Annotated in this window: 13 protein-coding genes; 3 read left to right on the forward strand and 10 right to left on the reverse strand. The window is 30.4% G+C overall.

Annotated features, from left to right (window positions below):
• Nucleotides 1-5: 5 nt before the first annotated feature.
• The 4 genes from rpmF to pta form a co-directional block, all read right to left on the reverse strand.
• Nucleotides 6-191 carry a 50S ribosomal protein L32 gene (rpmF, locus tag Q0V24_RS05625; RefSeq protein ID WP_297519437.1) on the reverse strand — a complete coding sequence of 62 codons (186 nt, stop codon included), beginning with the start codon at nucleotides 189-191 and terminating at the stop codon, nucleotides 6-8.
• A gap of 13 nt (nucleotides 192-204) precedes the next feature.
• Nucleotides 205-699 carry a DUF177 domain-containing protein gene (locus Q0V24_RS05630; RefSeq protein ID WP_297519439.1) on the reverse strand — a complete coding sequence of 165 codons (495 nt, stop codon included), beginning with the start codon at nucleotides 697-699 and terminating at the stop codon, nucleotides 205-207.
• Between the two features lie 114 nt (nucleotides 700-813).
• Entirely contained in the window at nucleotides 814-2,007 is a 1,194-nt protein-coding gene (locus Q0V24_RS05635) for an acetate kinase (RefSeq protein ID WP_297519441.1), read from the reverse strand.
• Nucleotides 2,008-2,057: 50 nt separating this feature from the next.
• Nucleotides 2,058-3,062 (reverse strand): phosphate acetyltransferase, encoded by a 1,005-nt coding sequence (pta, locus tag Q0V24_RS05640; protein WP_297519443.1) that lies wholly within the window; start codon nucleotides 3,060-3,062, stop codon nucleotides 2,058-2,060.
• Between the two features lie 229 nt (nucleotides 3,063-3,291).
• On the opposite strand from pta, the gene Q0V24_RS05645 reads away from it, so the two are divergent.
• Together Q0V24_RS05645 and ylbJ are read left to right on the forward strand one after the other, a co-directional pair.
• Nucleotides 3,292-4,512 (forward strand): nucleotidyltransferase, encoded by a 1,221-nt coding sequence (locus Q0V24_RS05645; protein WP_297519445.1) that lies wholly within the window; start codon nucleotides 3,292-3,294, stop codon nucleotides 4,510-4,512.
• A gap of 67 nt (nucleotides 4,513-4,579) precedes the next feature.
• A complete protein-coding gene (ylbJ, locus tag Q0V24_RS05650; protein WP_297519447.1) occupies nucleotides 4,580-5,740 on the forward strand; it encodes a sporulation integral membrane protein YlbJ in 1,161 nt (386 codons plus the stop codon).
• On the opposite strand, the gene Q0V24_RS05655 is transcribed toward ylbJ, so the two are convergent.
• From Q0V24_RS05655 to Q0V24_RS05680, 6 genes are all read right to left on the reverse strand, one after another.
• Entirely contained in the window at nucleotides 5,737-6,288 is a 552-nt protein-coding gene (locus tag Q0V24_RS05655; RefSeq protein WP_297519449.1) for an ATPase, read from the reverse strand. The genes ylbJ and Q0V24_RS05655 overlap by 4 nt on opposite strands.
• Nucleotides 6,289-6,300: 12 nt before the next feature.
• Nucleotides 6,301-6,783, reverse strand: a complete 483-nt coding sequence (coaD, locus tag Q0V24_RS05660; RefSeq protein WP_297519451.1) for a pantetheine-phosphate adenylyltransferase — start codon at nucleotides 6,781-6,783, stop codon at nucleotides 6,301-6,303.
• A 15-nt stretch (nucleotides 6,784-6,798) separates the two neighbouring features.
• A complete protein-coding gene (gene rsmD, locus Q0V24_RS05665; RefSeq protein ID WP_297519453.1) occupies nucleotides 6,799-7,353 on the reverse strand; it encodes a 16S rRNA (guanine(966)-N(2))-methyltransferase RsmD in 555 nt (184 codons plus the stop codon).
• A gap of 71 nt (nucleotides 7,354-7,424) precedes the next feature.
• Nucleotides 7,425-9,458 (reverse strand): ATP-dependent DNA helicase RecG, encoded by a 2,034-nt coding sequence (gene recG / locus Q0V24_RS05670; protein WP_297519455.1) that lies wholly within the window; start codon nucleotides 9,456-9,458, stop codon nucleotides 7,425-7,427.
• Between the two features lie 50 nt (nucleotides 9,459-9,508).
• The gene (locus tag Q0V24_RS05675; RefSeq protein WP_297519457.1) at nucleotides 9,509-11,155 is read right to left on the reverse strand and encodes a DAK2 domain-containing protein; all 1,647 of its coding nucleotides are present in this window, start codon (nucleotides 11,153-11,155) and stop codon (nucleotides 9,509-9,511) included.
• 13 nt (nucleotides 11,156-11,168) lie between these two features.
• On the reverse strand, nucleotides 11,169-11,516 hold the full coding sequence (locus Q0V24_RS05680) for an Asp23/Gls24 family envelope stress response protein (RefSeq protein ID WP_297519459.1): 348 nt from the start codon (nucleotides 11,514-11,516) through the stop codon (nucleotides 11,169-11,171).
• A 220-nt stretch (nucleotides 11,517-11,736) separates the two neighbouring features.
• Here Q0V24_RS05680 and rpmB point away from each other — a divergent pair, with 220 nt between their 5' ends.
• A complete protein-coding gene (gene rpmB, locus Q0V24_RS05685; RefSeq protein ID WP_297519461.1) occupies nucleotides 11,737-11,928 on the forward strand; it encodes a 50S ribosomal protein L28 in 192 nt (63 codons plus the stop codon).
• Nucleotides 11,929-12,119 lie beyond the last annotated feature (191 nt).

Below are 12,119 nucleotides of genomic sequence, written 5' to 3' on the forward strand. Positions count from 1 at the left end.
CTTAATTATTCTGCATCAGTTGAAATTATTGTTTTACCATCATAACTTCCACAACTTTTACATATTCTGTGAGGTACCTTCATCTCTTGACACTTTGGACAAGCTACGATTGTAGGTGCACTTAATTTGTAAGTTTGTGCTCTTCTTGAATCTCTCTTAGACTTAGACATCTTTCTTGCTGGATTTCCCATTGATTACACCTCCTTATTGTTTAAACAATTCTTTAAGCTTATCAAATCTAATATCTAGATTTGGATTATCACAGTGGCACTTATGTAGGTTCAAATCAGTACCACATCCTTGACATAAGCCTTTGCATTGTTCATCACAAATTCTTTTTATAGGTAAGGTTGAAATTACGTTGCTTACTATTGCCTCTGAAACATCTAAGATGTCCCCTTCAATAAAAGCAATAGATTCATCTTCTTTTACATTATTCGAAAATTTTTCTTGAATATCAGTATCGACATCTATACAAAAACTTCCTAAGCATCTTGAGCACTCTAGTTCTAATTTTGTTTTAATAGATCCCTCTAAAGCAATCACATCTTCAACAATCTTAGCTTTACCATTGAACTCTATAGCTTGTAATACTTTAACATCTTCACCTGGAAGAATTATAGTATCTTTTTTTACTACAAGATCTATAGCTTTACTTATTTCTTTTTTTTGACTTTCGTCTGAAAATTTTAATTCCATAAGATTCGGTACCTTAGTACCTCTCACACTCCTAAACCTGTATAGTAATGTGTAAATAACACAAGTATTATTATATAAACTTAGCTTTTAAAAGTCAAGTTATTTTGAAATTATTTATTTAACAAGTTCTAAAGTATCTCTAGCTATCATAACTTCTTCATTTGTTGGAATAGCAAGGACTTTTACTCTCTTATCAGTACCTGTAATCTCAATTAATTCCCCTCTTACCGCATTCTTCTCTTCATCTATGGTAATTCCTAAGAATTCTAATCCATCACAAATTCCAGTTCTAGCCTCTGTTGAATTTTCACCTACACCAGCTGTAAATACTAGAACATCCATACCTCTCATAGCTACTGCTGAAGTTGCTATAAATTGCTTTATTTTATAATAGAATATATCTAAAGCTAATTGAGCTCTATGATTTCCATTTTCAGCAGCTGCTCGAATATCTCTAAAGTCGCTACTTATTCCTGAAACACCTAAAACACCTGATTTTTTATTTAATATATTATTTACTTCATTCGTACTATATCCAAGTTCACTTGTAAGATATGTTACTATTGCAGGGTCTATACTTCCGCATCTTGTCCCCATAACTAAACCTTCAAGTGGTGTAAAGCCCATTGTTGTCTCAACACATATCCCTCTATCTACTGCAGCTATACTAGCCCCATTTCCTAAATGACATGTTACTATTTTAAGTTCTTTAATATCTTTACCTAGAACTTCTGCTGCTTTTGCTGAAACATATTTGTGCGATGTACCATGAAATCCATATTTTCTTATATTATGTTCTTTATATAATTCATATGGTAGTGCATATACAAAAGCCTTCTCTGGCATTGTCTGATGGAATGCTGTATCAAAGACTACTGACATAGCTACATCAGGCATTAATGCCTTACATGCTTCTATACCAATTATATTAGGTGGATTATGAAGTGGTGCAAGTTTTGCAAAGTCCTCTAAATCTTTCATTACTTCATCATTTATTAGAACTGACTGTGCATACTTTTCCCCTCCATGAACAACTCTATGACCTACTGCATTTATTTCATCTAATGAATTTATTACACCTTGGTCTGTATCAATTAAAGAAGCTATTACAAGTTTTATTGCCTCTTTGTGATTACTCATTTCTTTTTCTATAATATACTTTTCTTTCCCCTCTACCTTTTGAATTAATATTGACCCCTCAGTCCCTATTCTTTCAACTAAACCTGAAGCTAAAACATCCTCATTAACCATATTTATTAATTGATATTTTAATGATGAACTCCCACAATTTACTACTAATATATTCATTAATATTCCTCCTAAATTCTCAATTAGTTACTAATAGTCTCTTACTAAAACTATTTATCCTGTGATTGTGCTTGAACTGCTGTTAGTGCAACAACATTTACTATATCATCTGAACTACAACCTCTTGACAAATCATTTATAGGCTTTGCAAACCCTTGACAAACTGGTCCTATTGCATCTGCATTAGCAAATCTTTGAACTAATTTATAACCTATATTTCCTGATTGTAAATCTGGGAATACTAAAACATTTGCTTTTCCTGCTACTTTACTATTTGGTGCTTTTTGCTCTGCTACTGTAGAAACTATTGCTGCATCTAGTTGTAATTCTCCATCTATGTCAAGATCTGGTCTTAATTTTTTTGCTATTTCTGTTGCTTCTCTTACTTTTGAAACTGATTCATGGTCTGCACTTCCCATTGTTGAAAATGATAACATTGCAACTTTAGGTTCAACCTTGCATAAAGTTCTTGCAGTATCAGCAGTTGCTATTGCTATTGAGGCTAATTGTTCTGCTGTTGGATTTGGATTTACTGCACAATCTGCAAATAATAACATTCCTTCTTCACCATACTTTGAATTAGGTACCATCATTATAAAGAAACTTGAAACTACTGAAACTCCAGGTGCTGTCTTTATTATCTGAAGCCCTGGTCTTAGTAAATCTCCTGTTGTATGAATTGCACCAGACACAAGCCCATCCGCCTCATCTACTTTCACCATCATTGTAGCAAAGTATAAAGGGTCTCTTACAATCATATCTGATTTTTCTATTGTCATACCTTTACTTTTTCTTAATTCATAAAATTCTTTCACATAAAATTCTAATCTATCTGATTTATTTGGGTCCATTACCTCTACCCCATCTAAATTAACTTTTAATTTCTTTGCCTTTTCTCTAATAACATCTTCATTACCTACTAATATTACCTTTGCTAGCTGTTCTTCTGTAATTTTTTGAGATGCTATAAGAGTTCTCTCCTCATCACCTTCTGGTAATACTATCCTCTTTTTATTAGCTTTTGCTGCATCCCAAATTTGCTTCATAAGTTGCATTTTTATTTCCCCTTCCATAAATAGAAACTATTCGTTAAACTTCTATCTTTTTCTGTCCCTCAGATATTGTAACTTCATAATATCACAAATTTTTCTGATATTATAATAAAAAGTAAATTAAAAATAATCTGAAAATTTTTACTTTTTGCTACTTTGACTTTATTGCTTATTTGTAGTAATGTTATAAGAAAAAAATTAATTGTTTATTAATATAAAAAGGTGATGAAAAATGAAAATAAGTGGCATAATAACTGAATATAATCCTTTTCATTCAGGACATAAATTCCATCTAAACAACTGCAAAAATGATACTAAATCTGATGCTGTTATTTGCATTATGAGTGGTAATTTTGTTCAACGTGGAATTCCTGCTATAACTGATAAATGGTCAAGGGCACAAATGGCTATTGACTCTGGTGTTGATTTAGTTATCGAACTTCCAACATTATATGCAGTATCCTCTGCTGAACATTTTGCTTTTGGAGCAATTTCACTTCTTGATAGCATTAACGTTGTCGATAATATCTATTTTGGTTCAGAAGCTGGTAGTGTAGAACTTATCATGTTAGTAGCTAAAATTTTAGCCTTTGAGCCTTTAGAATTTAAAAACTCACTAAAAGATTCTTTATCTCTTGGTTTACCTTTTCCTAAAGCTAGAGCTAAAAGCTTAGATACATACATACGCAAATATTCTAATGCTAATATTGATATCTCAAATCTTGAAACCTTTTTAAATAGTTCTAATAATATTTTAGGTATTGAGTACTGTAAAAATATTTTACGCCTTAATAGTAAAATTAAACCTTTAACTTTAAAAAGAGAAGGTTCAAATTATAATGATATTAAAACTAGAGAAAACTCATTTGCTTCTGCAACTGCTATTCGAACTAGTATTCTTTCTACCCAAAATTTAAATTCCATTAAAGAATTCTTGCCAATTTCTACTTTTAATATACTAAATACTAAAAATAACTTTACTAATCCTTCATCTATGTTTAATTATATTAGATACCAACTAATGTTATACCCTTCAATTATCACCCAAATACCTGATGCAAGTGAAGGTTTAGATAATAAAATACTTAATGAAATCAAACAAGCAGAAAATTATGAAGATTTACTTAATAGATGTAAAAGTAAGAGATATACTCATACTAGAATTTCAAGAATTTTATGTCATGTATTTCTCGGCATTGATAAAGTTTTATATGATATGTTAAAAGAAAGACCAAATTATATTAGAGTTCTTGCTTTAAATAAAAAAGGTGGGAAAGTTTTAAAAAAAATTAAAGATACTTCAGATATCGAAATAATAACAAAAGTTCCTAGAAAAATTTCTAATCCACTTTTAGCTCTTGATGTAAAGGCAACTAATTTATATTCACTTTTAAATCCTAGTCTAAAAGAGTCAAGCGACTACCTTTTAAGCCCTATAATAAAAAAAGATTAAAAATTTAATTATAATATGTAACCTACATTAATATAAATACTATATACGCTAAAGGAGGTTTTCTAGCATGTATAGTATTTTTTTTCTTATTATTTTAAGCAGTTTACTATTTTTTCTTTTACTAAAACTCTTAAAACCTAAATTCAATACACTTTTATCTATCGCACTTAGTCTTTTGATATTATATTTTTTATTAAAACCCGAACTTGTTATTTCTTCCTCTATATCTGGTGGTAAAATTTTTTTAACCTCTATATTTCCTGTAATGTTCCCCTTTATGGTTATTTGCAATTTTTTATTATATATAGATGGCATTTCGCTTTATTCAAAACTACTTGGTCCATTCTTATGTAAACCACTATCTCTTAATAAAAACTGTACTTTTCCAATAATAACAAGCTATTTATCTGGATATCCTCTTGGTGCTAAATATTCTGAAAAACTCTATACTAATAAAGAGATTAATTTCAACGAATTTTCTAGAATAATCAATATTGCTAGTAATATAGGTCCACTCTTTTTAATAGCCTCTGTTGGAACCACTATGTTATCAAATACATCACTTGGCTATCTATTATTAATTCCATCATACCTTTCAACAATAATAATAGGCATACTAACTAAAAAAAAGACTAAAGAAAGTCATCTAATACTTTCTAAGCCTTCAAATTTAAATATAGATCTTGGTGAGTCCATAAGAAAGTCAATAGAAGATGCATCCTTAACCTTACTTGTTCTTGCTGGTTACATAATTATTTTCTCTGTGCTAATTAATATCCTTAAAAACTCTTATATAGTTTCATTATTTATATCTAGCACCTCTTCTATTTTAGGTATACCTAAAGAAATTATTGAAAGTTTACTTCTTGGAAGTGTTGAACTTACAAACGGATGTAAAATAGTGAGTGAAAGTACTCTTTCTATCGAAATGAAGTTATGTATTATATCTTTTTTAGCCTCTTTTGGTGGTCTATCAATCATTGCACAAACATACTCATTTTTCTCTAAGCATAAAATTTCTTTCAAAAAATATTTTATATTAAAATTTTTACAAGGAACTATTGCTGCCTCTATTATGGCATTTATTTGCTTTCTAAATAAAAATAGCATCAGTACTTTTGCATCTATTACTAATAATAACTACAATTTCCTAATGCCATCACTTATACTTATTCTCATAAGTTTTATATTTTTATTTATTTTAAATCTAAAAAACAAATCATATTAAACTAATGGAGCTTCTAGCTCCTTTGCATTTTCTTTTATAATTTGTGTTGTAGCCTTCATATCACTTGTAAACTTCTCTGCAAAATCTTCCATATCAGTTTTCATATGTTCTAAAAGTGTTGAAGTCATATTTTCAATCTGATTCTCTAACGCACCTAAAACATCATTTGCATACTCTCTAGCATATATTCTTATTTGTCTTGCCTCTTCATTTGCCTTAGCTTTTATAACCTCAGCTCTTTTATTAGCATCTCTTACAATATCATGGTTTTGTATTTGATTTTCAATAATATCCATACTTTCTCTTTTAGCACTATTAAGTCTAACTTCTGCTTCTTTTAGCATATTATTTTTATTTTCAATTACCCATTTTGCCTTCTTAACTTCATCAGGATACATATTAATTATTTCATCAAGTCTATCTAGAAGCTCTTTTTTATCAACCATAACTTTTCCTGATATAGGTACTTTTGTACCTCTCTCAACCATTTGATAAACTATTTCTACTAATTCTAGAGTTTCAAATCTTTCTAAGTCTTCATTCCTCATCTTTATTCCCCCTTAAACCATACCCATTTTATTTAACATTTTTTCTTCAACAACTTTAGGAACCATTTTATTTATATTTCCATTAAACTTCATAATTTGTTTTACTGCTGATGAGCTTACCTGTGCATAGTTTGAATTTGATACAAGATACATAGTCTCTGCAGATTCATCTAACATTTTATTAAGCAAATCCATTTGCATCTCATACTCAAAATCAGTAGAATTTCTAAGGCCTTTTAAAATAACCGGATTACCTTTAATTTTAACAAGTTCTACTAGTAACCCCAAAAAGCTTATCACCTCTATATTATCGTAATCTTTTGTTACTTCCTTTAACATGCAAACCCTCTCATCAACTGTAAATAACCCTTTTTTATCTACATTAACAAGAATAGCTACAGTTACTTTATCAAATATTTTTGCACCTCGAAATATTATATCAAGATGTCCATTTGTAACTGGATCAAAGCTCCCTGGATAAATAGCTTCCCTCATTTTAAATTAAACCTCCTAGTTTTCTATTTTATATAAATTAACTATTGTATTCCCATATTTTTTACTTCTAAATAATCTTATATGCTCTGAACCTTCATATATATCTTCAGTTGCATCTATCTTACTTACTATAATTCCATCTTCATGTAACATATTATTCTCATCAATAATTTTCATAGCCTCAGGAATTAAGTCCATTAAATATGGTGGGTCAATAAATACTAAATCAAATACTTTTCCTTTTGCATTTAATGATTTTAATGCCACATATGCATCCATATTTAATGATGTACATGTATCTTCAAATTTTAAGTTTTCTATATTCTTCTTTAAAAGAGGATATGTAATTGGACTTTTATCTACTAAATAACATTCTTTAGCCCCTCTACTTGCTGCTTCTAACCCTAAGCTTCCCGTCCCTGCAAATACATCAACTACAACTGCATCTGGAATATACCCTTGTATTATATTAAATATTGCTTCTTTTATTCTATCAAGTGTTGGTCTTGTTTCCATTGTTGCAGGTGAAAGTATATTTCTACCTCTTGCTTTACCAGAAATTATTCTCATTTGATTGCCTCCTTAGTTTTTATCATTAAATTACATTTTACCATAATTGTATATACTCATACAATTTAAACTTAGTTAAAACATATATAAGTTCTACTTCTTTCGAGATTTTTTGATACCTCATCACATATTTTTCTATTAACCGGACTATCTTCTGACACAATCTTCTTTGCTTCTGCATTTGCACACTTTAAGATTTTTATATCAAGTGCTATATCTGAAAGTATAAACTCTTCATCCCCATGCTGTCTCATTCCAAACATTTCACCAGCACCCCTAAGTTTTAAATCTTCTTCTGATATATAAAAACCATCATTACTTTCTGTCATAATTTCCATTCTTCTCTTAGTCATTTCGCTTTTTGTATTAGCTACTAGAACACAATATGACTTATGTTCACCTCTACCAACCCTACCTCTTAATTGATGGAGCTGTGCAAGTCCAAATCTTTCAGCATTTTCTATCATCATAACCGTTGCATTAGGAACATTTACCCCAACCTCTATTACAGTTGTTGATACAATAAGTTTAGTTTCATTAGCTTTGAATCTATTAATAACATCTTCTTTTTCTTTAGGCTTCATTTTTCCATGTAAAATCTCTATATCTACATTTGCAAAAATATCAGACTTAAGTTCATCATAAACCTGTTCTACTGAATTAAGCTCTAATTTTTCATTTTCTTCTATAAGTGGTGAAACTATATACACCTGTCTACCTTGTGCTACCTGCTCATATGCAAATTTATAAGCTTTTTGTCTTTGCTTTGTATCTATAAGTATTGTATCTATAGGTTTTCTTCCTGGTGGCATCTCATCAATTATAGATATATCTAAATCTGAATATAAATAAAGAGATAATGTTCTAGGAATGGGTGTTGCTGTCATAACTAGGGTATCTGCCATTTTATTTTTATTAACAAGTTTGCTTCTTTGCTCAACTCCAAACCTATGTTGTTCATCAGTTACCACAAACCCCATATTAGTAAATTCCACATCTTCCTGTATAAGTGCATGAGTTCCTATAACAAGAAGAGGTTCACCTGATTTTATTCTCTCTTTTATCCTTAACTTTTCTTTTGCCTTTGTACTTCCTGTTAAAAGCTCTATCTCTACTCCAAAAGGCCCTAAAAACTTCTCTGCTTCCTTTTTATGTTGTAGTGCTAGTATTTCTGTTGGTGCCATAAGAGCAGTCTGATATCCATTCTTATACGCATTAAAGAGTGCTATTAATGCAACTAAAGTTTTCCCACTTCCAACATCACCTTGCACAAGTCTATTCATAGGCACAATACTTTTTTGATCAAGTAAAATTTCTCTAACCGTTCTTGATTGTGCACCTGTAAGTGGAAATGGTAAACTTTCCTTAAATCTTAAAAGTTCTTCTGACATTTTAAACACAATCCCATTAGACTTTTCTTTTATATGCTTTCTCATCATTATAATCTTCATAGAGTATGTAAATAATTCTTGATATTTAAGTCTTGTGATAGAATCACTAAGACTTTGTCTATCTAATGGGAAATGTATATTTCTAATAGCTTTATCAAGTGAACATAACTTATACTTCTCTATCATATAATCTGGCAAATTATCATTTATAAAAATTTCTGCAAGAATATTATTTATAAGTTTTACTAAAACCTTATTATTCAAATCTCCCTTTAAAGGATAGATTGGAATTATCTCACTCTTTTTAGCCTCAACACAAGCAATAATAGGATTCATAATTTCCATCCTATTACCTTTTTTCTTAAAAGTCCCCATAAGATTGTAGTCTTCCCCTACAGCAAAACTTTTTATTACATATGGCTGATTAAACCACTTAGCTGCAACTTTTATTCCACCATGCATAAATTGAATACTAGTAAGCCTTTTACCCGTTCTAGTTCTTATGGTCCCCTCACAAGCTATCATTTTACATAAAAGCACTGCCTTTTCCTTTTCAAAATCAGTATTCAAATCAAGTTCACTATTTACAAAGTCATAATCTCTTGGAAAATATAATAATAAATCTAATATTGTAAATATCCCACATCTATTTAATTTCTCCTGTAGCTTTGGTCCTACTCCTTTTATAGTTGATATCTCGTTATAAATATTCATTCTTATTTCTCCTTTTCTATAAAAAAAGAAGCGACATAAGTCGCTTCTTTTTATTCTACTGCTATTATGAAGTAGTATAATGGTTGATTTCCTTTATAACATTGTATATCGAAATCTTCATATTTTTCTTCTAAAGTAGCAACTAACTCTTCTACTTTAGCCTCATCACAATCTTTTCCATAGAATATTGTAATAAGTTCTGAATCTTCATCTGTCATGTTATCAATTAATGTACTTGCAACACCATAAGCTGAATCTCCAACTTCTTTAATCTTACCTTCGATAAGACCAAGAATATTTCCTTCTTTAATCTCTATTCCATCCATTTCAGTATCCCTTACTGCGTAAGTAACTGACGCTGACTTAACATTTGACATAGCTTCTTTTAAAGCTTTTTCATTTGCATCTACATCAGCATGTGGATTAAACATTGTTATACCTGTAATTCCCTGAGGAACTGTAGTTGTTGGTATAACTCTTATATCTTTATCTGAAATTTCAGCTGCTTGATTTGCAGCCATTATAATATTCTTGTTATTTGGAAGTATAAATATATGCTCTGCATTTATCTTTTCAATAGCATCAACTATATCCTGAGTACTTGGATTCATAGTTTGACCACCTTCTATTATGTAGTCAACACCAAGGTCTCTAAATATATCAGTCATTCCTGATCCCATAGCAACAGACACAAAACCAAACTCTTTCGCTTCTGCAACTTCTTCTACTTTAGCTACTGCTATTGTAGAAGCACCTGTCATACCAAGAATTTCTCTGTGTTCTTCTTTCATATTATCTATTTTTATATTAGATAACTCACCTATTTGAACCGCCATTGATAAAACTCTTCCTGGGTCATTTGTGTGTATATGAGTCTTTATAACATCCTCATATCCAACAACTATCATTGAATCACCAAGTGCTTCAATGCTAGCTTTAAAAGCTTCTGCTTTTTTATCATCTCCAAGAATTATAAACTCAGTACAATATGCGAATTTTATATCATCCTCACTAATTGATTCTTGAGCTAAGCTTGCAGCTGGACCTCCATTAACACTAACAAGTGCTACCTCTTCAACTTTAAGATTATTTCTTAAAGCTTCAAGCATACCTTCTAATATTATTAAAAGACCCATTCCACCTGAATCTACCACACCTGCTTTTTTAAGTGCTGGAAGCATTTCTGGTGTTTTATCAAGCACTATTTTACACTCTCTTGTCACTTCAACAAGTAATGATTTTACATCAGTTGTAGTTGTAACTCCAGCTATTTCACCTGCAGCTCTTATAATTGTAAGTATAGTACCTTCTGTCGGTCTCATAACAGCTTTATAAGCTGATTTAGCACCTTCTTCTAATGCTCTAACAAAATCAGTAACTCCAGCCTCTTCAACCCCCTCAAACCCATTAGACATTCCTCTTAAGATTTGTGAAAGAATAACTCCTGAATTACCTCTTGCGCCCATAAGTGCACCCTTAGCAAGTTTTTTTGAAACATCTGCAATACTACCATTTCTATTAGCTGCTATTTCTTTAGCTGCTGCCTTAAATGTCATTGACATATTTGTTCCTGTATCCCCATCTGGTACTGGGAATACATTTAGTGAGTTAACATATTCGCTCTGTGATTCTAAACTATTTGATGCATTTTGCACCATAGCGTAAAATTGTTCCCCACTTATTTTATTATATTTCATTATGATTTACCTCCTAGACTCTGACCGCCTGAACATTTACTGTTATAGCTGATACCTTTAAGCCAGTATAATTTTCTACATTATATTTTACTTTTTGAATTATATTATTTGCAATCACTGATATTTTTGTGCCATATTCAACCATTATAAAAAGTTCTATAGCTAGTTTATCATCTTTATGCGTTATTTTTACACCTTTTGAAAGGTTCTCTATTTTCATTAATTCCCAAAGTCCCTCTGTGGCACTTTTTGAAACCATCCCAACAACTCCATAACATTCCATTGTTGATAAACCTATTATTTTTGATAATACATCATCTGCATAGGCTACTTGCCCTTGCTCATTTGAATATCCAATCATGATGACACCTCCTCAACTATTCCATTCCATATAATATATATTATAATAAATACTTATATTATTCAAGATTTATTATTTATTATTAAGTTTACCTATATTATAGAAGAATACAAGTTTTTTTTAATAATTTTATATTTTACTTGCAACATTTAATATATTTATGCTAAAATAGTATTTGTCCTATTGGAGATTTATCTTCATGTAAAGGAGGTGTTTTATCATGGCAAGAAAGTGCGATATATGTGCTAAAGGTGTTGTGGCAGGTACTCAATACAGTCACTCACACAGACAATCAAAAAGAACTTGGGCTCCTAACGTTAAGAAAATAAAAGCTATCGTTAAGGGTACACCTAAGACAATAACAGTTTGTACTAGATGTATGAGATCTGGTAAGGTTCAAAGAGCAGTATAGTTCTTTGATAAAAATGCAATTGTGAAAGCAATTGCATTTTTTTGTTTTAAAGACAAAAAAATAAGGCTAGCAGTTATAATTTTAACTGCTAGCCTTTTAATATGTATCCATATTAATTATTTTTGAACACTTTTTTTATTATCTTACCTAAGAATCTTGGTAATTTTATTACTGTAATCTTCACTTACTCA

The sequence above is a fragment of the uncultured Clostridium sp. genome (assembly GCF_947039605.1).
GTDB lineage: Bacteria > Bacillota > Clostridia > Clostridiales > Clostridiaceae > Sarcina.

Coding starts and splice junctions, on each gene's coding strand:
- ylbJ (WP_297519447.1), top strand. CDS start 4,580: ATGTATAGTATTTTTTTTCTTATTATTTTAAGCAGTTTACTATTTTTT.
- rsmD (WP_297519453.1), bottom strand. CDS start 7,353: ATGAGAATAATTTCTGGTAAAGCAAGAGGTAGAAATATACTTTCACCT.
- rpmF (WP_297519437.1), bottom strand. CDS start 191: ATGGGAAATCCAGCAAGAAAGATGTCTAAGTCTAAGAGAGATTCAAGA.
- Q0V24_RS05630 (WP_297519439.1), bottom strand. CDS start 699: ATGGAATTAAAATTTTCAGACGAAAGTCAAAAAAAAGAAATAAGTAAA.
- recG (WP_297519455.1), bottom strand. CDS start 9,458: ATGAATATTTATAACGAGATATCAACTATAAAAGGAGTAGGACCAAAG.
- coaD (WP_297519451.1), bottom strand. CDS start 6,783: ATGAGGGAAGCTATTTATCCAGGGAGCTTTGATCCAGTTACAAATGGA.
- Q0V24_RS05655 (WP_297519449.1), bottom strand. CDS start 6,288: ATGAGGAATGAAGACTTAGAAAGATTTGAAACTCTAGAATTAGTAGAA.
- rpmB (WP_297519461.1), top strand. CDS start 11,737: ATGGCAAGAAAGTGCGATATATGTGCTAAAGGTGTTGTGGCAGGTACT.
- pta (WP_297519443.1), bottom strand. CDS start 3,062: ATGCAACTTATGAAGCAAATTTGGGATGCAGCAAAAGCTAATAAAAAG.
- Q0V24_RS05675 (WP_297519457.1), bottom strand. CDS start 11,155: ATGAAATATAATAAAATAAGTGGGGAACAATTTTACGCTATGGTGCAA.
- Q0V24_RS05635 (WP_297519441.1), bottom strand. CDS start 2,007: ATGAATATATTAGTAGTAAATTGTGGGAGTTCATCATTAAAATATCAA.
- Q0V24_RS05645 (WP_297519445.1), top strand. CDS start 3,292: ATGAAAATAAGTGGCATAATAACTGAATATAATCCTTTTCATTCAGGA.
- Q0V24_RS05680 (WP_297519459.1), bottom strand. CDS start 11,516: ATGATTGGATATTCAAATGAGCAAGGGCAAGTAGCCTATGCAGATGAT.